Source organism: Streptomyces sp. NPDC045846 (assembly GCF_056431605.1).
On record NZ_JBWKKJ010000004.1, the window covers coordinates 162,089 to 186,987 of the forward strand.

Genomic DNA, 24,899 nt, shown 5'->3' on the forward strand with positions numbered 1-24,899 from the left:
GAGAACCCCGCGCACGCCCTGATGCAAAACGGCAGATGCGAGCCATACTCTCGTACATGACTCATAAACGCGTGGCCGAGCGGCTCGTGGCGGTGGTGGGTGCGGTCGACCGGCCGGTGCGGCTGAGCGTGGCCGAGCTGCGCGAGCGGTGGCCGCAGCACACGGCGGCCGTCACCTTCGACTGCGCGACCAGCGGGCCGCGCGCCCACACCTTCCGCGGCCCGCTGCTGCGCGAGGTGATCACCACGGCGGGCCCCGGCTTCGACCCGGCCCGCCGCAAGGACCGCTCCCGCTTCCTGCTTGAGGTCACCGGCGAGGACGGGCACGGCACCGTGCTGTCCTGGGCCGAGATCGACCAGGACTTCGGCGACTCCCCCGTCCTGCTCGCCACGGCCCTGGACGGAGTCCAACTGGACGGCGCGGGCGCCCAGTTGGTGGTGCCGTCCGACCGCTGCGGGGCGCGCTACATCAGCGGCATCACCCAGGTGCGGCTGCGCGCCTGCGCGAGCCTCGACCGCGTACGGGGAGATCTGCTGCCGGGGTGATCAGCCCGCCTGCGGCGACGGCGGGGCGATCGGCAGGCCCGTGTAGTTCTCGGCCAGCTCGGCGGCGGCGTGCCGCGAGTGGGCGATGCGGTCGAGCTGGGAGAGCTGGAGCCGGGCCTCGAACGCCGAGTGCGCCGGGTCCGTGTGCAGCAGCTCGGTCAGGGTGTACGAGAAGTGCTCGGCCCGCCAGACCCGGCGCAGGCAGGTCTCGGAGTAGGCGTCGAGGAGCTCCGTCGAGCCGGTGACGTGGCGCTGGACCAGGGCCCGGGACAGGACGACGACGTCGGCGACCGCGAGGTTGAGCCCCTTCGCGCCGGTCGGCGGCACGATGTGCGCGGCGTCACCGGCCAGCAGGAGCCGCCCGTACCGCATCGGCTCGACCACCCAACTCCGCATCGGCAGCACCGACTTGGCGGTGATCGGACCGCGCTCCAGTCTCCACCCCGGGTCCGCGTCGGTGGCCAGGCGGGCGTCCAGCTCGTCCCAGACGCGCGCGTCGGGCCAGTCGGCCGGGTCGGTGCCGTTGGGCACCTGGAGGTAGAGCCGGCTGACGGAGGGCGAGCGCATGCTGGCCAGCGCGAAGCCGCGCGAGGAGTGGGCGTAGATCAACTCGTCGTACCGGGGCGGGGCCTGGGCGAGGACGCCGAGCCAGGAGTAGGGGTACGTGCGCTCGTACGTCCTGCGGAGTGCGGCCGGGACGGCGTCCCGGGCCACGCCGTGGAAGCCGTCGCAGCCGACCACGTAGTCGCAGGTGAGGGTGGCGGGGCGGCCGGCGCGGCGGTAGTGCAGGGTGGCACCGCCGCCACCCCGCGCACCTTCGGCCTCGCCCACCCCCTCGACGCCCGTGACCTCGGCGCCGAACAACAGAGGCCCGCCATCGGCGAGTTGCAGGGCGACGAGGTCCTTCACCACCTCGGTCTGGGCGTAGACCATCACCCGGCGGCCACCGGTCAGGGAGGGGAAGTCGACGCGGTGGGAGCGGCGGTCGTGGCGGAGCTCGATCCCGTCGTGCGCCAGCCCCTCGCGGTCCATGCGCCCGCCCGCACCGGCCGCCCGCAGGACGTCCACGGTGGTCTGCTCCAGGATCCCGGCCCGCTGGCGTCGCTCCACGTAGGCGCGGTCGCGGCTCTCCAGGACCACGCAGTCGATCCCGGCGTTGTGCAGCAGGCGGGCGAGCAGCAGCCCGGCCGGGCCCGCGCCGACTATGCCGACGGTGGTGTGGGCGGGGGCCATGTCAGGCGTCCTTCCGTTCGGGGGCGTCCGCGTACTCGTCGATCGCCCGTTGCGCGACGGCGAAGGCCGCGTTGGCGGCGGGCACCGAGCAGTACACGGCGCACTGGAGCAGCACGTCGCCTATCTCCTCGGGGCTGAGGCCGTTGCGCAGGGCGCCCCGCACATGCAGGGCCAGTTCGTCCTTGTGGCCGCCCGCGACCAGCGCGGTGAGCGTGACAACGCTGCGGGTACGGCGGTCCAGGGTGCCCTCGCCCCAGATCTCGCCCCAGGCGTAGCGGGTGATGAAGTCCTGGAAGCGGGCGGTGAAGGGTGTGGTGCGGGCCCGCGCCCGGTCCACGTGGGCGTCGCCGAGGACCGACCGGCGAGCGGCCTCGCCCACCTGCCGGAGCGGGTCGGGGCGGGCGCCCGTGAAGTGGTGGAGCAGGGCGTCGGTCACCGGTCCGGGACGCTCGACAGGGGCGAGGTGTCCGGCGTGGGGCAGCTCGACGAGCTGGGCGTCCCTGATGCCGTCGGCGAGTTCGCGGGCGTGCGAGGGCGGGGTCGCCAGGTCGTTGCGGCCCGCGATCACCAGGGTGGGGGCGGCGATGCGGGCGAGTTCGGGGCGCAGGTCGAGCCCGGCGAGGATCTCGCAGCAGGCGGCGTACGCCTCCGGGTCCACGCGGTGGTGCTCGGCGAGGAGGCGCTGCGGGGCGGCGAACCCGGGACTGAACCAGCGCCCCGGCGCACTGTCGGCGAGCTCCCCGATCCCCTCGCGCCGTACGGCGTCGGCCCGCGCCAGCCAGGGTTCGGGCGGGCCGAAGTGGGCGGAGGTGCACAGGAGCGCGAGCGCCTCGACGCGCTCGGGGCACCGCGCGGCCACCCAGGCCCCGACCGCCCCGCCCAGCGAGACCCCGGCATACCCGAACCGCCGAACCCCAAGCCCGTCCAGAACCCCCAGAACGAGCCCACCCAGCGTTTCGAGCGTGGCCCGCCCCGGCCCCAGCTCGGACGCGGGGGAGCCTCCGTGCCCGGGCAAGTCCCAGCGGACGACATTGAAGTGCGCGGAAAGGAGCGGGAGTTGAGCCTCCCAAACGCCTGGCCCAGTACCGAGAGAGGGCCCCAACACGAGAGTGGGAGCGGCCGGGCCGGGCCCGGGTGTGAGGCGGTGATGCAACACGGAACTCCTTGGGGAGTAGGGGGTCATTGAGGAGCTGTGGCCAGAAGCTCAGGAGAAGCCCTCGACACATGCGGCGAAGGTCAACCCTGCTGGGGGCGCGGGGAACTGCGCGAGCAACCGGCACGGCCCGCAGCCGAACAGGCCCGGCGCCAGCAAGGGCCAGCCACCACCCCGCCCAGAACAACCCCGCCAGGGGCGCGGGGAACTGCGCGAACAACCACCCCCGGCCCGCAGACAAAAACAGCTCGCCAGCAGCGACAGCACGGAGCAAACCCCGCCAAGGCCAACCCCGTTGGGGGCGCGAGGAACTGCGCGAGCAACCGGCACGGCCCGCAGACAAAAGCAGCCCAGAGGCGGGCCTCCCCGCAAAGGCGGGCCTCCCCAAGGCAACCGGGGAGGGGGCCAGGACGCCCAGGGGGCCCCGGGCCCTCACGGCCCGCTCCGACACCCCGGCCCCTCCACCGCCCTCCCCAACGCCCCCTCGACCAACAATCCCGCCGCCCCCACATACCCCCCGGGATCGAGCGACCCACCCTCGAGGCTCCCCGGCGGAGCCACCCGCCCCCACTCGGCCAGCACCCCACCCCCCGTCAGCAGCAGGTTCGCCCGCATGCGGGAGGGAAGGAGCCGCAGCTCGCCGCAGAGCACGGACGCGGCCCGCGCGGCGCCACCGCACAGGCGCAGGGCCTCGCGCAGGGGGGACCACTCCGCGTGCCAGGCGCCGGGAGGGCGTTCGTCCTCGGCGGCCAGGGACGCGTACAGGACCGAGGCCAGCGCCGGTACCTGCCGGGCCGCCGAGGCGATCAGCACCGAGCGCACCGGGTTGCTCTTGTGCGGCATGGTGGAGGAGCCCCCGCCCGTGCCCTCCGCCACTTCCCCCACCTCGGTGCGGGACAGCACCAGGACGTCCGCCGCCACCTTCCCCAGCGCCCCCGCGCAGAACGCGAGCGCCCCGCCCAGGTCGGCCACCGGCGTCCGCAGCACGTGCCAGGGCAACTGAGGTGCGCGCAGGCCGAGTTCGGCGGCGAAGGCCGACACCAGGGCCGGTCCCGGCATTCCGTACGCCTCGAACGCCGCCAGCGTGCCCGCCGCGCCGCCCAGCTGGACGGGCAGCCCGTCCCGGACCCGTACGACCCGGTCGTGCGCGTCGAGCACCAGGGAGCGCCAGCCCGCCGCCTTCAGGCCGAACGTCGTCGGGACGGCGTGTTGGGTCAGGGTGCGGGCCGCCATGAGGGTGGTCCGGTGCCGGTCGGCGAGGGTGGCGAGCGAGGCGGCCGTCGCCGCCAGGTCGGAGGCGATCAGGTCGAGGGTGCGGGCGGCGACCAGCATCAGCGCGGTGTCCAGGACGTCCTGGCTGGTGGCACCCCGGTGTACGAACTCCTCGTCGCCCGGCGACAGGTGCGCGACCGCCTCCCTGAGGTCGGAGACAAGCGGGATCACCGGGTTGCCGCCCGCCCCGGCCCGCAGCGCGAGGCCCCGCGCGTCGAAGGCGGCGGAAGCGGCCGCCGTGGCCACCGCCGTCGCGGCCCGGTCCGGCACCGCGCCGAGACCGGCCTGGGCCCGGGTCAGCGCCGCCTCGGCGTCGAGCATCGCCCGCAGCACCGCCCGGTCGCCGGTCGCCCCGTCGGCTGGGCTCCCCGCGCTCACCGGGGTGAGCAGACCGACATCCCCGTACGCGCCCTCCGGCAGCGGTTCAGGCGGCGTCGAAGTCAAGGAAGACCGTCTCCTTCTCGCCCTGGAGATGGATGTCGAAGCGGAAGAGCCCGTCCCGGCCGGGCTCGCGCCGGGCCAGCAGCGTCTCGCCCCGCTCCCCTGCCAGCGCCTTCAACTGGCCCTCTCCGCCAAGACCTTCGACGTAGGCCCGGGTGAACAGGTGGCGCGAGAGGCCGCGCGCGAACAGGCACACCGCGAGGTAGGGAGCGGACGGCGGCGGGGGCAGGGTGCGCACCGACCAGTGGCCGTCCGCTCCCGTCGGCACCCGGCCGAAGCCCGTGAAGCCGATGCCGTCGCGGCCGAGGAGGTCGCCGGTGGCCGGGTCCCGGCGCCAGGAGCCGGGGGCGCCCGCGAGGGAGCCGTCGGGGCGGGCCTGCCAGAACTCCAGGAGCGCGTCCGGCACCGGCTCGCCGTGGCCGTCGTACACGTACCCGTGGACCGTGATCGCCTCCGGGTGCCCGGTGGGCGCGATCTCCCCGCCGCCGGGGACGGGCAGGGCGTACCCGTAGAACGGGCCGACGGTCTGGGTCGGGGTCGGGGCGAGGCGCCGGGGTGCGGGCATCACGCGGTCACCTCCGGGTCGGGCAGCGTGGCGGCCGGGCCGTCGAGCACGATGTCCCAGCGGTAGCCCAACGACCAGTCCTGCACGGACAGTTCGGGGTCGTACGCGGCCACCAGGCGGTCGCGTGCCGCCTGGTCGGTGACCGTGTGCAGGATCGGGTCGTGGGCGAGCAGCGGGTCGCCCGGGAAGTACATCTGGGTGACCAGGCGCTGGGCGAAGGCACGGCCGAAGAGCGAGAAGTGGATGTGCGCCGGGCGCCACGCGTTCTCGTGGTTGCCCCAGGGGTAGGCGCCGGGCCTGATCGTGGTGAAGGCGTACCTCCCCTCGGCGTCCGTCAGGCACCGGCCCGCCCCGGTGAAGTTCGGGTCGAGCGGGGCCGGGTGCTGGTCGCGGCGGTGGGCGTAGCGGCCCGACGCGTTCGCCTGCCAGATCTCGACGAGCTGGCCCCCGACGGGCCGGCCCGCACGGTCGGTGACCCGTCCGGACACGGTGATGCGCTCGCCGTGCGGGTCGCCCGCGTGCCGACGGGTCAGGTCCGCGTCGAGCGCCGTGACCTCGGTGGCGCCGAAGACCGGGCCGTACAGCTCGACCGCCTCCGGGTCGCGGCCCAGGGCCAGGGGCGCCCGCGTCGGCACGCGCAATGCGCCGCTGCGGTACGCGTCCACGCGGCGCGGCGCGGGCACCCCCGCCGGCGCCGTGGCGTCCTGCCCCGGTACGAGGCCCTCCCCCTGCGTGAGCGTCATCGCCCTGCCACCTCTCCCTCTCCTGATGCGGTCTTCGTACGGATGTGGACCGGCGCCCCCGTCCTCGCGCGGACCTCCTCCACTCCGACGCCCGGCGCCGTCTCGACGAGGACGAAGCCGTCGCCGGGCCGCACGTCGAGCACCGCCAGGTCGGTGACGACGCGGTGCACGCAGGCCCGGCCGGTGAGCGGCAGGGTGCAGCGCCGCACGAGTTTGGGGGTGCCGTCCTTCGCGGTGTGCTCGGTCAGCACGATCACCCGGCGCACGCCGTGCACCAGGTCCATCGCGCCGCCCATGCCCTTCACCAGGCGCCCGGGAACGGCCCAGTTGGCGAGGTCGCCGTCCGCCGACACCTGCATCGCGCCGAGGACCGCGGTGTCGACGTGGCCGCCGCGGACCATCCCGAACGAGAGCGCGGAGTCGAAGAACGCGGCGCCCGGCAGCACGGTCACCGTCTCCTTGCCCGCGTTGACGAGGTCCGGGTCCACGTCCTCCTCCAGGGGGTACGGTCCGACGCCGAGGACGCCGTTCTCCGAGTGGAGCACCACATCCACCCCCGGGGGTAGATGGCCCGGGATCAGGGTGGGCAGTCCGATGCCGAGGTTCACACAGCTGCCGTCGGCCAGTTCGGCGGCCGCCCGTGCGGCCATGCCCTGCCGTGTCCACCCGCTCACCGGCCCGTCCCGCCTTCCCGTACCGTGCGCTTCTCGATCCCCTTGTCGGCGGCCTGGGCCGGTGTCAGGGGGACGACCCGCTGCACGAAGATCCCCGGCACGTGAACCGTGTCTGGGTCCAACTCGCCCACTTCCACGAGATGTTCGACCTCGGCCAGGGTGGTCCGCCCCGCCATCGCGGCCGGCGGGTTGAAGTTGCGGGCCGCGCGCCGGAAGACCAGGTTTCCGTGCCGGTCGCCCTTCCAGGCCCGTACCAGGGCGAAGTCCGTGGTGATGGCGTGCTCCAGGACGTGCTCGCGGCCGCCGAACGCGCGCACCTCCTTGGGCGGCGAGGCCACGGCCACCTCACCGTCGGGGCCGTGGCGCAGCGCGAGCCCGCCGTCGGCGACCGGGGTGCCGACGCCCGCCGGGGTGTAGAACGCGGGGATGCCGCAGCCGCCCGCCCGCAGCCGCTCGGCGAGGGTGCCCTGCGGGACCAGCTCCACCTCGATCTCGCCGCCCAGGTACTGGCGGGCGAACTCCTTGTTGTCGCCGATGTACGAGCCGGTCACGCGGGCGATGCGCCCGGCCGCGAGCAGGACGCCGAGCCCGCCGCCGTCCACCCCGCAGTTGTTGGAGACCACGCTCAGAGCGGTGGCGCCCTGCGCGTACAGGGCGGCTATCAGCACGTTCGGCACCCCGCTGAGACCGAAGCCGCCGACGGCGAGCGAGGCCCCGTCGGGGATGTCGGCCACCGCGTCGGCGGCGGTCCGTACGACTTTGTCCATGGAAAGCTCACACCCTGCCTGGAGGATCGCGTCCTGGGCTCTCGTGGCTTGTTCGCCAGATGAACTAGAGTTCATAATGCGTGTGCCCCGAGTGTGCGTTCAGCCCGTACGTGTGTCAACGCCCCGTGCACCCGCAGCACGCGGGCCTCAACACCCCTGTCCCGGAGGCAAGATGAGCACCGCCCCCGCCGAAGCCGTGGGCCCCCTGATGCGCGGGGTGGCCGTCCTGCGCGCGCTCAGCGACGCCGACGGGCGGCTCAGCCTGGGGGAGCTGGTCCGGGTGACCGGGCTCGCGCGCTCCACCGTCGACCGGGTCGCCGCGACCCTGGCCCGCATGGGATACCTGCGGCTCGACGGCCCGACCGCGAGCCTCGCCCCGCGCCTGATGGAGCTCGCCAACGCCTACCTGGGCGCGCTGCGCCTGCCCGCCCTGCTCGGCCCGTACGCGGTCCAACTCGCCGAGGAACTGGACGAGTCGGTGTCCCTCGCGGTGCCCGACGGCGACGGCATCCGCTTCGTGCACCAGAGCACCCGGCGCCGCGCGATGTCCCTCACCTTCCGCATCGGCGACCTGCTCCCCGCCGAACGCACCGCGCCGGGCCCCCTGTTCGCCGCCCACTGGACGCCCGCGCAGTGGACGGCCTGGCGGGCTCGGCGTACGGCCGACCCGGCGGGCCACGCCTTTCCCGCGGCCCCGCCCACCGAGGGCGCGGCCCCCGACTTCGAGCAGCGCGCCGAGGCGGCCCGCACCGCCGGGTGGGCCGTCGACGACCAGCTCATCGAGCCGGGCCTCGTCGCGGTGGCCGTGCCGCTCCGCGACCCGGCGGGCACCCCGCTCTGCGCGCTCAGCGTGGTCAGCCACACCAGCAGGCACAGCGCCGCGTCCCTGCGCGCGGCCGTCCTGCCCCGCCTGCGGGCCGCCGCCCGCGCGATGGAGGCGGAGCTCGCCCGCGACCACACCCCCGCCCCGGACGCGCCCCGGGCGCTCGCGGCCTGGACCTCCGCCTCGAAGCAGGAGCTCGGCGCGGAGTTCGTCGAATCGCTGGCCCGCGGGCTCACCGTGCTGACCGCGTTCGGCGCCGACCGGGCCGAGCTCACGCTCAGCGCCGTCGCCGAGGCCACGGGCCTGGCCCGCGCCACGGCCCGGCGCGCCCTGATCACACTGGACCATCTGGGTCTGGTCACCACCCGGGGCCGCGCCTTCCGCCTCACCCCGCGCGTCCTGGCGCTCGGCTGCCCGCCGCTGTCGCGTACGACGCTGTCCGACATCGCGGCGCCGCACCTGGCCGCGCTGGTGCGCACCGTGCACGACTCGGCCTCGCTCGCGGTGCTCGACGGCGACGCCATCCAGTACACGGCTCGCGTCGCCACCACCCGGATCATGAGCGTCAACATCACCCTGGGCACCCGCTTCCCCGCGTACGCCGCCTCGATGGGCCGGGTGCTGCTCGCGGACCTGGACGCGACGGAGCGCGCGGCGCGGCTCGGCCGTACGGAGCTGTCGGCGCTCACCCCGCACACGGTCACCTCACCGGCCGCCCTCGCCCCGATCCTGGACCGGGTCGCGGACCAGGGGTACGCGCTCGTGGACGAGGAGCTGGAGGAGGGGCTGCGCTCGCTCGCCGTGCCGGTGCGGGACGCCGCGGGGCGGGCGGTGGCCGCGGTCAACGTGGCCATGCACACGACCCGGCGGACCGTGCCGGAGTGCCTCGCCGAGGTGCTGCCCGCCCTGCGCGCCACGGCCACCGCCATCGAGACCGAGCTGCACGTGACGAGCCGCTACTGCCGGACCCCGCTGTCCTGACGCGACGCACCCGCGCCACCCGGACCCCACCGCCGTAACGCGACGCGCCCGCGTTGGCCAGACCCCACTGCCGTCAGCGAAACGCCCGCGCCACCCGGACCTCACTCCCGCGACGCGACGCGCCCACGCCACCCGGACCCCACTGCCGTGACGCGAGACGTCTCGGCCACCCGGACCCCGCTGCCGTAAGCGAAACGCCCGCGCCCGCCGGACCCGCTGCCGTCACCAGAACGCCCGTGCCGCCCGGCCCGCAGGGCGCCGGAGCGCGGTGGCCCCCGCCGCACTTTTGTCATCCCGACTCCCCGCGCTCTCCCTCTAATCGGTTAATTCAGGGGAATGCGGACATGCTCATGACCCTGGTCGGGGATACAGGGCTAGTCCGCTGCCCAGTCTGTCCCCGACACCCCGGAGTACGCCTCGTGGAGACCACAGACACCGTGTGGAGCTGCCCTTTCGACTTTGCGGATGCGCTCGAATTCGACCCGCAGCTCCAGCGGATGCTGGCCGAGGAACCGGTCGCGCGGATCCGGATGGCGTACGGCGAGGGCGAGGCCTGGCTGGTCACCCGGTACGAGGACGTGCGGACGGTGACCACCGACCGCCGCTTCAGCCGCAGCGCCGTCATCGGGCGGGACTTCCCGCGGATGACGCCCGAGCCCATCGTGCAGGCCGAGTCGATCAACCTCATGGACCCGCCGGCCAGCAGCAGGCTGCGCAGCCTGGTCGCCAAGAGCTTCGCGCCCAAGCACGTGGCACGGATGCGGGAGCGCACCCAGGGGGTGGTGGACGAGCTGCTCGACACGATGGCCGCGCACGGCTCGCCCGCCGACTTCGTCGAGCACGTCGCCGCCCCGCTCCCGCTCGTCACGATCTGCGAGGTCCTCGCGATCCCGGACGACGAGCGGGACTGGCTGCGCAGTCACGCGCTGACCATGATGAACATCGGCGCCGCGGGCCGGGAGGCGGCCGTCCGGGCCAAGGCCGAGCTGCGCGCCTACTTCACCGACCTCACCGCCGCCCGCCGCCGCGACCCGGGCGACGACCTCATCTCCACCCTGGCCACCGCCCGCGACGGCGACGAGCTCCTCGACGACCAGGAGCTCGCCGTGATGGCGATGGTCCTGCTCATCACCGGCCAGGACACCACGACCTACGAACTCGGGAACATCGCGTACACGCTGCTGACCAGGCCCGGCGTCCTCGACGCCCTGCGTGCGCACCCCGAGCGCCTCCCCGCCGTCCTCGACGAACTGCTCCGCTACATCCCGTTCCGCAAGGGCGTCGGCATCCCCCGCGTCGCCACCGAGGACGTGGAGCTGAGCGGGGTCACCATCCGGGCCGGGGACATCGTCCACGTCTCCTACCTCACCGCGAACCGGGACGGCCGCAAGTTCGACCGCCCCCACGAGGTCGACCTCGACCGGGGCTCCGTCCCGCACATGACGTTCGGCTGGGGCGCGCACCACTGCCTCGGCGCCCCGCTCGCCCAGATGGAACTGGAGGTGGCGTTCACCTCCCTGCTGGCCCGCTTCCCGGACCTGCGCCTGGCCGCCGCCCCCGGCGACGTGCCCTGGAACACCCACTCCATCTGGCGCCACCCGCTGAGCCTTCCGGTCGCCTGGTGACCAACTCCCCCTCGTAGAAAGGCAGTCAGATGGCCACCTTGTGCCGACCGGCGGTCGCCGTTCCCGACCACGTCATCACCCAGGAGCAGACCCTGGCGCTCGCCCGTGAGATGCACGGCGGGCACCCGCAGCGTGATCTGGTCCTGCGCCTCATCGAGAACACCGGCGTCCTGACCCGCCACCTCGTCCAGCCCCTCGAAGTGACCCTGTCCCACCCGGGGTTCGAGACACGCAACCGGGTGTACGAGGCCGAGGCGAAGAAACGGGTGCCCGCGGTGGTGCGCGAGGCGCTCGCGCACGCCGAGGTCGAGGCCGCCGACATCGACCTGATCGTCTACGTGTCGTGCACGGGCTTCATGATGCCCTCGCTCACCGCCTGGCTGATCAACACGATGGGCTTCCGTTCCGACACCAGACAGCTGCCCATCGCCCAGCTCGGCTGCGCGGCGGGCGGCGCCGCGATCAACCGCGCGCACGACTTCATCACCGCCTACCCGGGCTCCAACGTGCTGATCGTGTCGTGCGAGTTCTGCTCGCTGCTCTACCAGCCCACCGACATCGGGGTGGGCTCGCTGCTGTCCAACGGCCTGTTCGGCGACGCCCTTTCGGCGGCGGTGGTACGCGGCGAGGGCGGCACCGGCATGCGGATCGAGCGCAACGGCTCGCACCTGGTGCCGGACACCGAGAACTGGATCTCGTACGCGGTGCGCGAGACGGGCTTCCACTTCCAGCTCGACAAGCGGGTGCCGGGCACCATGGAGATGCTCGCCCCGGCCCTCAAGACCCTGGTGGCGCAGCACAGTTGGGAGGTCGGCGCGCTCGACTTCTACATCGTGCACGCGGGCGGCCCGCGCATCCTGGACGACCTGTGCCACTTCCTGGACCTCGGTCCTGAGATGTTCCGGTTCAGCCGCAGCACCCTCACCGAGCGCGGCAACATCGCGAGCTCGGTGGTCTTCGACGCACTGGCCCGCCTCTTCGACGAGGGCGGCATGGCCGACGGCGCCCGCGGCCTGATCGCGGGCTTCGGCCCCGGCATCACCGCGGAGATCGGCGTGGGCAGCTGGAACGCCGGTCCGGACATCGAGCGCGAGCTCAGCGCGGTGGCCGCGTCCCAGCTCTGAACTCCCGGCGGCCGACTACTCGTTGACCAGCACGGGGATGGAGAGCACCGCGCTGGTCGGCGTACCGGTCAGGGCGCCGGGCTCGACCTTGAAGTCGATTCCGGCCCCCTCGGCGGCGGGGGTGTGGCCGCCCCTGTGCTCGTCGTGACCCTCCTCCGCGTACTGGAACGACCCGGTGCCGAGCAGCCTGCCGTCCGCGTCGTAGTAGGCGGCGCGCAGCTCCAGGGCGATGAGCTCGCTGACGTCGGAGGTGACGGCGAGGTGCCCGGTGACGGCGGAGCCCGCGCCGAGCGCGCTGCCGGTCACCTTCACCCGGTCGGTGAACGGGCCCTGTTCCAGGCGGACTTCGCCCCGGCCCAGCTTCTGGTACGCGGCCGGGGCGGCGGCCTGCTTGGGGGCGGCGAAGCTCACCGAGGGGACGGGGCTCGGGGAGTCCTCGACGCGTACGCCGGTGCCGCCGCCGCACGCGGTGGCCAGGGCGAGGGTGAGGACGGCCAGGGCGGCCGGGGCGATGCGTCGCATGGTGGGTGCTCCTGCTCCTCGGGTGCTGCGGTGAACGGGGCCCGGGGGCAGTGCGCCCGGGCCCCGGAAGCGGCCCCGCTGCGGCGGGGCGGGGTGGTCAGCCGCGCGGGGCGCGGCCGAACAGCGAGCCGTACATCTTCCCGTACAGGTCGGTGTTGAGCTGGCTGGCCGCGAAGCGGTCGGCGCCCGGGCCGTACGCGAAGATCGGGACGTCCGCGCCGGTGTGGTTGCCGGACAGGTAGGTCAGCCACAGGCTCGCCTCGGGGCTGCCGTCCTTGACGCCCTTCGGGTCGTCCGGGGTGCGGAAGGTCGCCGGGCCGAAGTTCTTCGCGTCACCGGAGCCCGCGCCGTTCACGATGCCGGTCGAGCGGGCCGGGTCCTTGGCGCCCGAAGTGGCGCGCGAGGGAAGGGAGTTGTTCGCCGGGTTGCCCGCGTCGGTGTTCGCCGGGGGCGCCGCCGCCTCGGCGTTGGTGTAGGTGCCCTTCTCGATGATGTTGAAGCCCGCGCACTCGTGGTCCGCGGTCACGACGACCAGCGTGTGGCCGTCCCGCTTCGCGAAGTCGGTGGCCGCCTTGACCGCGTCGTCGAACGCCTTGACCTCGGCGAGCGTCTGGGCGGCGTCGTTGGCGTGCGAGCGCTTGTCGATCTGGGCGCCCTCGACCTGGAGGAAGAAGCCCTTCTTGGAGCGGCCGTCCAGCAGGTCGATCGACTTCTTCGCCATCTCGGCGAGCGTCGGCTCCTGCTTCTGCGGGGCGCCCGCGGGCAGCGAGGCCTTCGCCTGCTCGACGGTCAGGTTGCCCCGGTTGAACAGGCCGACGACCTTCTTGCCGCGCGCCTTGTCGAGGTCGGCCCTGGTGGCGACCTTCTGGGTGGCGGCGGTCTGCGCGGGCAGCTTCGGGTCGCCGAACGAGCCGAGCACCTGGTAGCCCTGCGCCTGGAGCGCCTTCTGGTCGTCCGGCTCGAAGCGGGCGAGGCCGCCGCCGAGGATCACGTCGGCGGTGCCGTTGCGGGCGATCTGCTCGGCGATGGGGGTGATCAGCGTCTTGTCGGCGGGCGCCTTCTCGTAGCTGCCGTCGGCGTTCTTCGGCAGGCAGGCCGCGTCCGAGTACGTGGGCCCCTGGCAGCCGCGGAGCAGCGCGTGGCTGAACTGGGCGGCCGGGGTGGCGTCCGTGATCTCGGCGGTCGAGACGTTGCCGGTGGCGAAGCCGGCCGCCTTGGCCTGCTCCATCAGCGTGGCGCGCTTCTTCTCGTAGCTGTCCACGCCGATCGCGGCGTTGTACGTCTTGACGCCCGAGGCCCAGGCGGTGGCGGCGCTCGCCGAGTCGGTGACCAGGGCGGGCTGGTCACCGCCCTTCTCGACGGCGTACGTGGCGACGGCGCCGGTGTAGGGCAGGCGCTCCATGTTCAGCTTGCCCTGGGCACCGTAGTAGCGCTCGCGGCCCGCGGTGACGTGGGTGCGGCCCATGCCGTCGCCGAGCAGGTAGATGACGTTGCGTATCTCGCGGCTGCCGTGACCGCCGTGCTGGGGCGCGGAGTTGGCGGTGACGGCCGGGCCCGCGGCGACCGCGGAGGCCGCCGCGAGGACCGCGAGCGTCTTCATTGCCTTGTGTGTCATGGCGGTGAAGCTATGAGTCGCATGTGAACGGACCGGGAGGTTCAGGCGGCCGCGAGGCGAACGCCTTTGCCTTATCCATAACCTTCCCGTCCCTGCCCTTTGCCCGCTCTGTGCGCCGCCCTTACCCGGGGACCCGGGCCGTCCTCACCCGTAGGAGAGGTTGGAGCAGATGTTGTCGTCGGCCGAGCGGGCCTTGTCCGCGACGGAGGACGGCACCGCTGCGGGGGCGCTGGGCGCCGCGTCCGCGCCGCCCGCCTTGTACTGGGTGCCGAGGATCAGGTTCAGGCCCGGCGCCTTCGCCGTGCGCAGCAGCGCTCCGGGGAAGTGCGTGGCCAGCGTCTTGGCCTTGGCCTCGTCTCCGGCCCCGTACTCGATGACGGTGTGCGTGTAGTCCTGGGTCGCGGCGGTCGTGGCGCCGGTCACCGTGAAGCCCGCGCTCTTGAGCTCGTCGGCGGCCTTGCCCGCCAGGCCCTTCTCGGTGGTGCCGTTGTAGACGGCGACGCTGATCCCCTTGCCGGAGGCGGGGGCCTCGGCGGACGGGGACGGGCTCGGCGAGGCGTCGGACCCCTTCGCGGAGGCGTTCTGGCCGTCGACCGTGCGGTCCGCGCGGAGCGCCGCGAACAGGGCGTCGGCCTCGGGCTTGACGACCGCGACGCGCGCGCCCTCGTACCGCCAGGGCAGGGTCACGAACTTGGTGTTGTGCAGGTCGATGTCCTTCATGGACATCGCGAACGAGATCAGCTTGTTCGGGGAGCCGAGGCCCGGGTCGACGGTCATCGACTTGGTGGCGGCGTTGGCGAGCGGCAGCAGGCTGGTCGGGTCGAGGCCGTTGCTCTTCACCTTCTTGAGCAGGCTGCCGACGAAGGCCTGCTGGCGCTGGATGCGGCCTATGTCCGAGCCGTCGCCGATGCCGTGCCGGATGCGCACGTAGTCGAGGGCCTTCTGGCCGGAGACCGTCTGCGGGCCCTTGGAGAAGAGCAGGGTGCCCTTGTGGTGCAGGTTGGGGTTGAGGTCGCCGGTGTAGACGTCGTTGGGGACGCAGACCTGGACGCCGCCGACGGCCTCGGTCATCTTCGCGAAGCCCGCGAAGTCCACCACCACGGTGTGGTCCACGCGCAGCCCGGTCAGCTTCTCGACGGTGTTCTGGGTGCAGGCGGGATTCCCCTGAACCGTTTCTCCTACTTCGAAGGCCGAGTTGAACATCACATCGTGCTTCTCCTTGGTCCAGCTCCCGTTCGGCAGCTTGCAGGGAGGTATGTCGACCAGGGAGTCGCGCGGTATGGACACCGCGACGGCGTGCTTCTGGTCGGCGTACACGTGCATCAGGAACGCGGTGTCCGAGCGGCCGATGTCGCCCGTGCCGTGGCCGTACTGGGCGTTGTCCCCGGAGCGGGTGTCCGAGCCGATGACCAGGACGTTCGAGCCCTTGGTCGAGGCGGCGGGCCGGTTGGCGGAGACGCCGCCGTCGTCGAAGGTCCTGATGTTGCCGTTCAGCTGGAAGTAGATCCAGCCACCGCCCGCCAGCGCCAGGACCAGGACCGAGGCCACCGTGACGCCCACGAGACGGGCTCGGCTGCGTCTGTTGCGGCGCCGTGGCGCGGCGGCGCTGCCGCTCTCACGCCTGCTTGCCGCTCCCGCTTTGTGGCTGCCGGCCATCGGACCCCTCATCCCTCATTCACGCCTCTTCTGTAGAGGAGACGGTGAGTCGCACACTCTGGTTGTACAGTTGCGCAATGTAGCAAGTCTCATGGAGAGTCATCAGCCCCAGTCGTTCAGAGAAAACGACTGTAGGACGCGAACGAGGGAGGACGGCGGGATGTTCCTGCGCAACGGGCTCGAGCCCTGGCACCTGCTGATCGTGGCCGTAGTACTGATCCTGCTGTTCGGCTCGAAGAAGCTGCCCGACACGGCACGCGCGCTGGGCAAGTCCCTGCGCATCCTCAAGAGCGAGACCAAGGCGATGCGCGAGGACGGCACCGAGCCAACCCCCGCCGCCGCCGCCGCCCCGGCCCCGCAGGTCACCCCGGCTCCGGCCCCGGTCCAGACGGTCCACACCACCACGGACGCGCCCGCGCGCCCGGCCCAGTGACCCGGCCGTACGCTCGGCAGGCATGGAACAGCTGCCGACGTACGCCGACGTGGTCCGCGCCCATGAGCGGATCGCCCCGCACGCCCACCGCACCCCGGTCCTGACCTCGCGGCTCACCGACGCCGAGCTCGGCCTGAGCCTCCACTTCAAGTGCGAGAACCTCCAGCGGATGGGGGCCTTCAAGTTCCGCGGTGCCTTCAACGCGCTGTCCCGCTTCGACGCGGAGCAGCGCCGCGCGGGCGTGGTCGCCTACTCGTCCGGCAACCACGCCCAGGCCGTCGCGCTGGCCGCCGCGCTGCTCGGCATCCCGGCCACCATCGTCATGCCGCACGACGCCCCGGCGGCCAAGCTCGCCGCGACCCGGGGGTACGGCGCGGAGGTCGTCCCCTACGACCGCTACCGCGAGGACCGCGAGGAGATCGGCACCGCGCTGGCCGAGGAGCGCGGCCTCACCCTGATCCCGCCGTACGACCATCCCGACGTGATCGCGGGCCAGGGCACCGCCGCCAAGGAGCTCTTCGAGGAGACCGGCCCCCTGGACGCGCTGTTCGTCCCGCTCGGCGGCGGCGGGCTCCTGTCGGGCACCCTGCTCGCGGCGGGCGCGCTCTCGCCGTCCTGCGCGGTGTACGGGGTCGAGCCCGCGGCCGGTGACGACGGGCGGCGGTCGCTGCGCGCGGGCCGGATCGTGCACATCGACACCCCGGCGACCATCGCCGACGGCGCCCAGACGCAGCACCTGGGCGCCCACACCTTCCCCCTGATCCGCGACCACGTGACCGACATCCTCACGGCCACCGACGCCCAACTCACCGACTGCATGCGGCTGTTCGCGAGCCGCATGAAGATCGTCGTCGAGCCGACCGGCTGCCTGGGCCTGGCCGCGGCGACGGCTCTGGCCGAGCGGTACCGGGGCGGGCGGGTCGGCGTGATCATCAGCGGCGGGAACGTGGACGTGGCGCGGTTCGCGGAGCTGGTGGGACAGGCGGGGCGCCCCGCCCGGAGGGAATCCCGCTAGGCGCGCGGGGACCGGGCGCAGGGCCCCCGGCGGCCGCCGGGCCGAAACCCCGCCCACCCCGGCACAGCGGCACGGCGCATGATGGGGGGCATGAACGAGATGCCGGAGTGGGAGAAGCGGTTCAGGGCGCCCAGGGTGGGGCTGCCCGACTGGGCGGAGGACGCCCCGGACCGCTCGCTGTTCGTGTCCAACGCGACAGGGACGTACGAGCTGTACGCCTGGGACCGGGCCACCGGGTCGCAGCGGCGGGCCACCGACCGCCCCAACGGCACCACGGACGGGGTGCTGACGCCCGACGGCGAGTGGATCTGGTGGTTCTGCGACACCGACGGCGACGAGTTCGGCGTGTGGCAGCGCCAGCCGTTCGGGGGCGGCCCCGACGAGCCGGCCGTGCCCGGCCTCGCCCCGTCCTACCCGGCGGGCCTCGCGCTCGGCCGGGACGGCACGGCGGTGGTCGGCCGCTCCACCGACGACGAGGGCACCACGATCCACGTCGTACGCCCCGGCTCCGCCCCCGTCGAGATCTACCGGCACCACGAGTCGGCGGGCGTGGGCGACCTCTCGCACGACGGGACGCTGATCGCCGTCGAGCACACCGAGCACGGCGACGCGATGCACTCGGCGGTGCGCGTGGTGCGCCCGGACGGTACGCCGGTCGCCGAGCTCGACGACACCAAGGGCGGCACCGAGGAGCTCGGGCTCGAAGTGCTCGGCTTCGCGCCGCTGGCGGGCGACACCCGGCTGCTCGTGGCCCACCAGCGGCGCGGCCGCTGGGAGCCGATGATCTGGGACGTGGCCACCGGCGAGGAGAGCGACCTCGCGCTCGACCTGCCCGGCGACGTCTCGGCCGAGTGGTACCCGGACGGCTCGGCGCTGCTCGTCGTGCACAGCTTCGAGGCCCGCAGCGGCCTGTTCCGCTTCGACCTCGCCACGCGCTCGCTGATCGAGATCGACACCCCGGCCGGTTCGGTGTCGGGCGCGACGGCCCGGCCGGACGGCACGGTGGAGTATCTGTGGTCGTCGGCCCAGCGCCCCTCCGAGGTGCGCTCCACGACGGGCCGGATCGTGCTCGACCCGCCCGGCTTCAAGGCGCCGCCCTCCGTGCCCGTCGAGGACGCCTGGGTGGAGGGCCCGGGCGGGCGCATCCACGCCCTGGTGCAGCGCCCCGCGGGGGACGGCCCCTTCCCCACCCTGTTCGAGATCCACGGCGGCCCGACCTGGCACGACAGCGACGCCTTCGCCTCCGGCCCGGCGGCCTGGGTCGACCACGGGTACGCCGTGATCCGGGTCAACTACCGCGGCTCCACGGGGTACGGGCGGGCGTGGACCGACGCGCTCAAGCACCGGGTCGGGCTCATCGAGCTGGAGGACATCGCGGCGGTCCGCGAATGGGCGGTCGCCTCGGGCCTCGCCGACCCCGAGCGGCTCGTCCTGGCGGGCGGCTCCTGGGGCGGCTACCTCACCCTGCTCGGCCTCGGCACCCAGCCGGACGCGTGGGCGCTCGGGCTCGCGGCGGTGCCGGTCGCGGACTACGTCACGGCGTACCACGACGAGATGGAGGCGCTGAAGGCGATGGACCGGACGCTGCTGGGGGGCACGCCGGAGGAGGTGCCGGACCGCTTCCGCGCGTCGTCCCCGCTGACGTACGTCGACGCGGTGCGGGCGCCGGTGTACATCTCGGCCGGGGTCAACGATCCGCGCTGTCCGATCCGGCAGGTCGAGAACTACGTCGACCGGCTCGCGGCGCGGGGGGCCCGGCACGAGGTGTACCGCTATGACGCGGGGCACGGGTCGCTGGTGGTGGAGGAACGCATCAAGCAGGTCCGCCTCGAACTCGACTTCGCCGCCCGCCACTTGACCCCCTGACCCTGGGGCTCCGCCCCAGACCCCGGAGGCCCCCACCCCGCCCCTTCCCTAAACCCTCCGGGGGTGAAGGTGCTCCTGGGGGCTCCGCCCCCAGACCCCCGTTCGCGCCTGAACGGCGCTCGTCCTCAAACGCCGGACGGGCTGATGCCCATGCAGGCCAGCACGACCCTGCTAGGGGCGCGGGGAACTGCGCGAGAAGCGACCACGGCCCGCAGACGGACGAGGGTTGGGGGCGCGGGGAACTGCGCGAACAAGCGGGCACGGTCCGCGGCCAAGCGGGAGACGGGGTCCTGGGGCGGAGCCCCCAAGGGGGGTTGGGGGCGGAGCCCGCAGGGGGGCGGGGGGACCCCGGGGGCGGAGGGGGCCGTACCGTGGGGGTGTGTACCGGTTCCTGCTCACACCCCGCTGGTGGGGAATCCACGTCTTCGTCCTGCTGGCCATCCCCGTATGCATCTTCATGGGCTCCTGGCAGCTGGGCCGCTTCGAGGACCGCGTGCAGTCCCACGACGCGGCCGAGAAGGCCCCCGACCCCGCCACGCAGAAGGCGGAGCCGCTCGCCTCGCTGCTCCCCGTGGACCAGCGCACCTCCGGCCGCCCCGCCGCGGCCCACGGGCGGTACGCCGAGCAGTTCCTGGTCCCCGGCCGCGAGGTCGACGGCAGGTCGGGCAGCTATGTGCTGACCCTGCTGCGCACCGACGGCGGCAAGGCGCTGCCCGTCGTGCGGGGCTGGATCCCGCAGGGCGCCAAGGCCCCGGCCCCGCCGGCCGGTGAGGTGGACGTCACCGGGGTGCTCCAGGCCTCGGAGAACGCGGGCTCCGACGGGGTGCACGCACAGGGCGGGCTGCCCCGGGGCCAGGTCGGCATGATCAGCGCGGCCTCCCTGGTCAACCTGGTGCCGTACCAGGTGTACGACGCCTGGGTGACCCTGCCCCGCGCGGACGCCGGGATGACCGCGGTGCCCGCCAGCGCCCCGCAGAACAGCGGGCTCGACCTGAAGGCGTTCCAGAACCTCGGCTACACCGGAGAGTGGTTCGTCTTCGCCGGGTTCGTGGTCTTCATGTGGTTCCGCCTGGTGCGGCGCGAGGCGGAGGCCCTGGAGGACGCCGAGCTCGGACTCGTCCCGGACGCGGACGAGGCACCCGCGGCGCCCGCCCTCAAGTAGCGAGCGGCAGGCAGCGAACAGCAGCAGCGAACACGACGTGCGAAGGGGGCCGCCGACAGCGGCCCCCTTCGTGCTCCTCCCCCTCCGCGAACGAGGAGCCGTCGTGATGCCGCCTACGGCGTGACCGCCGCGGGCGTGCCCGTGCCCGCGTCCAGGACGCCCGTCTTGTAGATCGTTCCGGCGCAGGCGTTGGGGATCTTCGCCTCCGCGGACGGCGCGCCCGGCTCGGCGACGTGGGTGACCGCGACCGTGCCGCCCGCCGTGGCCGTCGGGGTGCCGCCGTCCGCGCCGAGCTGGGTGGTCGCGCCGCCCGACGCCGTGGTCGGGGCGACGACCCCGCTGGTGCTGCCGGAGCTGCCGCCCGACGGGCTCGGGTCGGGCGAGGGCGGGGGCTTGGGGCAAGTGTCCGACGGCACCCAGGCGAACCGCACCTCGTACGCCCCGGACGGCTTCAGGACCAGGCGGGTGGCGTCCTGCGAAGGGTCGGGGAGCCCGGGGGCCGGGTCGCCCGCCGCGTGCTCGACCACCGTGATCTTCGCCGGGTCGGCCGCGCCCTGCGCCTTGACGTTGAACTTGCCGACGCCTCCTATGGCGCACTGCTTGTTGGACGCGTTGACGATGCGGAAGGCGCCGTACACCTTGCCGGTCGCGTCGGGCCGGCCGACCTTCGCCGACTTCACGCTGAGCTCGCCCGCCTCGCACACCGGCGAGTTCGCCTGCACGGGCCCGCCGCCCGTGCCGGTCGCCCCGCCCGCGGTGGCGCCCGTGGGGCCCCTGCTGGGCAGCGCGCTGGGACCCGTGGCACCGGGGCTGCCGGGCCGGCTCCCGGCGCCGGGAGGCTGGTCGCCCTCCTGTACGCCGTCCGCCGCGCCCCTGGCGCCGCCGGAGGTGCCGTGCGTCCGCTCGCCGTGCCCGGCGACGGCCGGCCGGTCGCCCGCGCTGCCCGAGGTGTTGGCGACATGGATGAACGCGGGCACCGCGGTGGCCACGAGCAGCGCGGCGGCGACGGAGCCGACGACGGCCTGCCGCTTGCGGGCCTGCCGCGCGGGCACCGCGGCCCGCAGGTGGTCGAGCGCCCCCTCCGAGGGCGTCAGGCCGTCCACCGCGCCGTGCAGCAGCCTGCGCAGCGCCTGTTCGTCGGCCGCGTCGGGGCCCGCCTCGGCCGGAGGAAGGCCGAAGGGAGGGGTGCCGGTGCTGTTCTTTTCCGGCGTCTTGTCCACGAATCCGTATCCAGTCAGGTCGTTCAGGTCATTCCTGGGCCGCTGGTCCGGCCCTTTCTTTCCGTGTGCCCCGTGTGCCCCGTGCTCCCCTTGCCACCTGTCGCCGTCGGGCCCGTTCATGCCGTCGCCTCCATGGCGACGCGCAGGGCGGCTATGCCGCGCGATCCGTACGCCTTCACCGAGCCCAGGGATATGCCGAGCGTCTCGGCGACCTGGGCCTCGGTCATGTCCGCGAAGTACCGCAGCACGAGCACCTCGCGCTGGCGGCGCTGGAGTCCGCGCATCGCCTTGATCAGGGCGTCGCGCTCCAGCTGGTCGTACGCGCCCTCCTCGGCGCTCGCCATGTCGGGCATCGGCTTGGAGAGCAGCTTGAGCCCGAGGATGCGGCGGCGCAGCGCGGACCGCGACAGGTTGACGACGGTCTGGCGGAGGTAGGCGAGGGTCTTCTCCGGCTCGCGCACCCGGCTGCGCGCCGAGTGGACCCGGATGAAGGCCTCCTGCACGACGTCCTCGCAGGAGGCGGTGTCGTCCAGGAGCAGGGCCGCGAGCCCGAGCAGCGAGCGGTAGTGCGCGCGGTAGGTCTCGGTGAGGTGATCGACGGTGGTGCCGGCCGCCATGGCCTCGTCAGCGCTCTCGCGCGTGGTCGTCTGCGCGGGAACACGGGCCGGACGGGTGGCGGGCATGGGCGCGATCACCGGCATGCCACCGGGCACGCCGAGGCGCCGACGCGGGCGGACGACCGTGCCACCGCGCGCCGGTACCGCTCTGAAGTCGAGTACCTCTGCCACGCCTGTTGGACACGTTCCTCCCCGTCAGGGTTGTACGCGTACGACACTGTTCTTGGCGGTGCGCCACATGCCCTCATCCGTACCCGCTCTTCCCCAATGCCCCGATTTTTACGGCACCTTGAGGGGCGACCGCATAGACGCTCCATGCCGGACTGCGGTTGCAGGGACACGGAAATGAATCGTGTAACAAGGGCTTGGCGCAGTTCAAGTGGTACAGACCAGCGACTTGCTCACAGAGCGTTCACAGATCCTACAAATCGGTGGAGCTCACCGCGCGGTGAATTCGCGAGCCGCCAACTCGGCGATGTGCGCGGCGTTCAGGGCCGTCCCCTTGCGCAGGTTGTCGCCGCAGACGAAAAGTTCCAGTACGTGCGGATCGTCCGGCGAGCTGCGCACCCGGCCGACCCACGTGGGGTCGGTCCCGACCACGTCCGCGGGCGTGGGGTACTCGTCGGCGGCGGGGTCGTCGAAGAGCACCACGCCGGGCGCGGTCGCCAGGATCTCGTGGGCCCGCGCCACGTCCACCTCGTTCTCGAAGCGGGCGTGCACGGACGCCGAGTGCGTGGTGACGACCGGCACCCGCACACAGGTCGCGGCCACCGGGAGCCGCGGCAGGTCGAGCAGCTTGCGCAACTCGTCGCGCAGCCCCAGCTCCTGCGAGGACCAGCCGTCCTCGGCGAGCTCGCCGGTCCAGGGCACCACGTTCAGGGCGACCGGCGCCGGGAACGGGCCGAGGTCGTCGCCCACGGCCCGGCGCACGTCGCCCGGGCTCGTGCCGAGCCCCGTCCCGGCCACCAGCGAGATCTGCCGGCGCAGCGCCTCGACCCCGGGCCGCCCCTCCCCGCTGACCGCCTGGTACGTGGAGACGACCAGCTCGCTCAGGCCGAACTCGGCGTGCAGCGCGCCGACCGCCACGATCATGGCGAGGGTGCTGGCGTGCGGGCTCGCGACGATGCCGCGCGGACGCATCCGTACGGCATGGGGGTTGAGCTCGGGCACCACGAGCGGCACGTCCGGGTCCATCCGGAAGGCGGCCGAACTGTCCACCACCACCGCGCCCTTGGCGGCGGCGACCGGCGCCCAGCGGGCGGCGATGTCGGCGGGCACGAGGAAGACGACCACGTCGGAGCCGTCCAGGGCCTCCTCGCTCAGCGCGAGGACCTCGCACTCCTCGCCCCGTACGAGCAGCTTGCGGCCGGCCGAGCGCGCCGAGGCGACGAGGCGGACCTCGCCCCACACGTCGGCGTGCTCGGACAGGATCTGGAGCATCACCGCACCGGCGCCCCCGGTCGCTCCGACGACCGTGAGCGCCGGTCTGCGGGTCATCGCCCGGTGCCCCCGTAGACGACGGCCTCGTCGCTGTCGGAGTCGAGGCCGAAGGCGGAGTGCACCGCGCGGACGGCGTTGTTCACGTCGTCGGCACGCGTGACGACCGAGATGCGGATCTCGGAGGTCGAGATGAGCTCGATGTTGACGCCCGCGTCGGACAGGGCCTCGAAGAAGCCCGCCGTGACGCCCGGGTTGGTCTTCATGCCGGCGCCGACCAGGGAGATCTTGGCGATCTGGTCGTCGTAGCGCAGCGACTCGAAGCCGATGGTCGGCTTGGACCGCTCCAGGGCATCGATCGCCTTGCGGCCCTCGGCCTTGGGCAGCGTGAACGAGATGTCGGTGAGCCCCGTCGACGCGGCGGAGACGTTCTGCACCACCATGTCGATGTTGATCTCGGCGTCCGCGATGGTGCGGAAGATCGCCGCGGCCTCGCCCGGCTTGTCGGGCACCCCGACGACCGTGACCTTCGCCTCGGAGACGTCGTGGGCGACTCCGGAGATGATGGCGTGCTCCACCTGCTGACCCTCCGACTGGGAACGTGGTTCGTTGCTGACCCAGGTGCCCTGAAGTCCGCTGAAGGACGAGCGCACGTGGATCGGGATGTTGTACCGGCGGGCGTACTCGACGCACCGGTGCAGGAGCACCTTGGAGCCGGACGCGGCCAGCTCCAGCATGTCCTCGAAGGAGATCCAATCGATCTTCTTCGCCTTCTTCACTACGCGGGGGTCCGCGGTGAAGACGCCGTCGACGTCGGTGTAGATCTCGCAGACCTCGGCGTCGAGGGCCGCGGCCAGCGCGACGGCCGTCGTGTCCGAACCACCGCGCCCGAGCGTGGTGATGTTCTTGCCCTCCTGGCTGACACCCTGGAACCCGGCGACGATGGCGATGTTGCCCTCGTCGATCGAGGTCCGGATGCGGCCCGGGGTGACGTCGATGATCCGCGCCTTGTTGTGGACCGAGTCGGTGATGACACCGGCCTGGCTGCCCGTGAAGGACTGGGCCTGGTGGCCCAGGCTTTTGATCGCCATGGCCAGCAGGGCCATGGAGATCCGCTCTCCGGCGGTCAGCAGCATGTCGAATTCCCGCCCGGCAGGCATCGGCGACACCTGCTCCGCGAGCTCGATCAACTCATCCGTCGTGTCGCCCATCGCGGAAACCACGACGACCACCTGGTGGCCGTTCTTCTTGGCTTCCACGATCCGCTTGGCGACGCGCTTGATGCCCTCGGCATCGGCAACGGAGGAGCCTCCGTACTTCTGCACGACAAGGCCCACGTGCGCTCCTCGCTCAGTTCATTCCTGGTCGGCTCAGTCTAACGAGCGGGCCGGAATCGCCCGCGCCGTATCA

22 protein-coding genes are annotated in these 24,899 nt (G+C 73.2%); 8 read left to right on the plus strand and 14 right to left on the minus strand.

Going from position 1 to position 24,899, the window contains the following annotated elements; genetic code table 11:
• Positions 1–56: 56 nt before the first annotated feature.
• Positions 57–545: a molybdopterin-dependent oxidoreductase gene (locus AC07F3_RS12970; RefSeq protein ID WP_479113381.1), complete on the plus strand. Its 489-nt coding sequence runs from the start codon at positions 57–59 to the stop codon at positions 543–545.
• Here AC07F3_RS12970 and AC07F3_RS12975 read toward each other — a convergent pair whose 3' ends face one another.
• The 7 genes from AC07F3_RS12975 to AC07F3_RS13005 form a co-directional block, all read right to left on the minus strand.
• Entirely contained in the window at positions 546–1,778 is a 1,233-nt protein-coding gene (locus AC07F3_RS12975; RefSeq protein ID WP_479113383.1) for a 4-hydroxybenzoate 3-monooxygenase, read from the minus strand. It lies immediately after the preceding gene.
• Between the two features lies 1 nt (position 1,779).
• Positions 1,780–2,961, minus strand: coding sequence for a bifunctional 3-oxoadipate enol-lactonase/4-carboxymuconolactone decarboxylase PcaDC (pcaDC, locus tag AC07F3_RS12980; protein WP_479113385.1), 1,182 nt, complete (start codon positions 2,959–2,961; stop codon positions 1,780–1,782).
• A 402-nt stretch (positions 2,962–3,363) separates the two neighbouring features.
• The gene (gene pcaB / locus AC07F3_RS12985) at positions 3,364–4,647 is read right to left on the minus strand and encodes a 3-carboxy-cis,cis-muconate cycloisomerase (protein ID WP_479113387.1); all 1,284 of its coding nucleotides are present in this window, start codon (positions 4,645–4,647) and stop codon (positions 3,364–3,366) included.
• Positions 4,628–5,209 (minus strand): protocatechuate 3,4-dioxygenase subunit alpha, encoded by a 582-nt coding sequence (gene pcaG, locus AC07F3_RS12990; protein ID WP_479113389.1) that lies wholly within the window; start codon positions 5,207–5,209, stop codon positions 4,628–4,630. The genes pcaB and pcaG overlap by 20 nt, the downstream gene beginning before the upstream one ends.
• The gene (gene pcaH / locus AC07F3_RS12995; RefSeq protein WP_479113391.1) at positions 5,209–5,952 is read right to left on the minus strand and encodes a protocatechuate 3,4-dioxygenase subunit beta; all 744 of its coding nucleotides are present in this window, start codon (positions 5,950–5,952) and stop codon (positions 5,209–5,211) included. The genes pcaG and pcaH overlap by 1 nt, the downstream gene beginning before the upstream one ends.
• The gene (locus AC07F3_RS13000) at positions 5,949–6,602 is read right to left on the minus strand and encodes a 3-oxoacid CoA-transferase subunit B (protein WP_479114036.1); all 654 of its coding nucleotides are present in this window, start codon (positions 6,600–6,602) and stop codon (positions 5,949–5,951) included. The genes pcaH and AC07F3_RS13000 overlap by 4 nt, the downstream gene beginning before the upstream one ends.
• Before the next feature lie 20 nt (positions 6,603–6,622).
• A complete protein-coding gene (locus tag AC07F3_RS13005; protein WP_479113393.1) occupies positions 6,623–7,393 on the minus strand; it encodes a CoA transferase subunit A in 771 nt (256 codons plus the stop codon).
• Positions 7,394–7,565: 172 nt separating this feature from the next.
• On the opposite strand from AC07F3_RS13005, the gene AC07F3_RS13010 reads away from it, so the two are divergent.
• From AC07F3_RS13010 to AC07F3_RS13020, 3 genes are all read left to right on the plus strand, one after another.
• Positions 7,566–9,197, plus strand: a complete 1,632-nt coding sequence (locus tag AC07F3_RS13010; RefSeq protein WP_479113395.1) for an IclR family transcriptional regulator domain-containing protein — start codon at positions 7,566–7,568, stop codon at positions 9,195–9,197.
• A 419-nt stretch (positions 9,198–9,616) separates the two neighbouring features.
• Positions 9,617–10,822, plus strand: a complete 1,206-nt coding sequence (locus AC07F3_RS13015) for a cytochrome P450 (RefSeq protein WP_479113397.1) — start codon at positions 9,617–9,619, stop codon at positions 10,820–10,822.
• Positions 10,823–10,851: 29 nt separating this feature from the next.
• Positions 10,852–11,946 carry a type III polyketide synthase gene (locus AC07F3_RS13020; protein ID WP_479113399.1) on the plus strand — a complete coding sequence of 365 codons (1,095 nt, stop codon included), beginning with the start codon at positions 10,852–10,854 and terminating at the stop codon, positions 11,944–11,946.
• A gap of 15 nt (positions 11,947–11,961) precedes the next feature.
• On the opposite strand, the gene AC07F3_RS13025 is transcribed toward AC07F3_RS13020, so the two are convergent.
• From AC07F3_RS13025 to AC07F3_RS13035, 3 genes are all read right to left on the minus strand, one after another.
• On the minus strand, positions 11,962–12,468 hold the full coding sequence (locus tag AC07F3_RS13025; RefSeq protein WP_479113401.1) for a hypothetical protein: 507 nt from the start codon (positions 12,466–12,468) through the stop codon (positions 11,962–11,964).
• A 97-nt stretch (positions 12,469–12,565) separates the two neighbouring features.
• Positions 12,566–14,083 (minus strand): alkaline phosphatase, encoded by a 1,518-nt coding sequence (locus AC07F3_RS13030; RefSeq protein ID WP_479113403.1) that lies wholly within the window; start codon positions 14,081–14,083, stop codon positions 12,566–12,568.
• Between the two features lie 144 nt (positions 14,084–14,227).
• Positions 14,228–15,739 carry an LCP family protein gene (locus tag AC07F3_RS13035; protein WP_479113405.1) on the minus strand — a complete coding sequence of 504 codons (1,512 nt, stop codon included), beginning with the start codon at positions 15,737–15,739 and terminating at the stop codon, positions 14,228–14,230.
• 160 nt (positions 15,740–15,899) lie between these two features.
• On the opposite strand from AC07F3_RS13035, the gene tatA reads away from it, so the two are divergent.
• The 4 genes from tatA to AC07F3_RS13055 all read left to right on the plus strand — a co-directional run bounded on the left by tatA (position 15,900) and on the right by AC07F3_RS13055 (position 20,215).
• Positions 15,900–16,172, plus strand: coding sequence for a Sec-independent protein translocase subunit TatA (tatA, locus tag AC07F3_RS13040; protein WP_479113407.1), 273 nt, complete (start codon positions 15,900–15,902; stop codon positions 16,170–16,172).
• Positions 16,173–16,194: 22 nt separating this feature from the next.
• The gene (locus AC07F3_RS13045; protein WP_479113409.1) at positions 16,195–17,187 is read left to right on the plus strand and encodes a threo-3-hydroxy-L-aspartate ammonia-lyase; all 993 of its coding nucleotides are present in this window, start codon (positions 16,195–16,197) and stop codon (positions 17,185–17,187) included.
• A gap of 99 nt (positions 17,188–17,286) precedes the next feature.
• Entirely contained in the window at positions 17,287–19,053 is a 1,767-nt protein-coding gene (locus AC07F3_RS13050) for a S9 family peptidase (RefSeq protein WP_479114037.1), read from the plus strand.
• 379 nt (positions 19,054–19,432) lie between these two features.
• Positions 19,433–20,215 carry an SURF1 family protein gene (locus tag AC07F3_RS13055; protein ID WP_479113411.1) on the plus strand — a complete coding sequence of 261 codons (783 nt, stop codon included), beginning with the start codon at positions 19,433–19,435 and terminating at the stop codon, positions 20,213–20,215.
• 113 nt (positions 20,216–20,328) lie between these two features.
• On the opposite strand, the gene AC07F3_RS13060 is transcribed toward AC07F3_RS13055, so the two are convergent.
• The 4 genes from AC07F3_RS13060 to AC07F3_RS13075 form a co-directional block, all read right to left on the minus strand.
• Positions 20,329–21,435: a hypothetical protein gene (locus AC07F3_RS13060; protein WP_479113413.1), complete on the minus strand. Its 1,107-nt coding sequence runs from the start codon at positions 21,433–21,435 to the stop codon at positions 20,329–20,331.
• Between the two features lie 116 nt (positions 21,436–21,551).
• A complete protein-coding gene (locus tag AC07F3_RS13065; RefSeq protein WP_479113415.1) occupies positions 21,552–22,223 on the minus strand; it encodes a SigE family RNA polymerase sigma factor in 672 nt (223 codons plus the stop codon).
• 267 nt (positions 22,224–22,490) lie between these two features.
• Positions 22,491–23,549 carry an aspartate-semialdehyde dehydrogenase gene (locus AC07F3_RS13070; RefSeq protein ID WP_479113417.1) on the minus strand — a complete coding sequence of 353 codons (1,059 nt, stop codon included), beginning with the start codon at positions 23,547–23,549 and terminating at the stop codon, positions 22,491–22,493.
• On the minus strand, positions 23,546–24,826 hold the full coding sequence (locus tag AC07F3_RS13075) for an aspartate kinase (protein WP_479113419.1): 1,281 nt from the start codon (positions 24,824–24,826) through the stop codon (positions 23,546–23,548). The genes AC07F3_RS13070 and AC07F3_RS13075 overlap by 4 nt, the downstream gene beginning before the upstream one ends.
• Between the last annotated feature and the right edge of the window lie 73 nt (positions 24,827–24,899).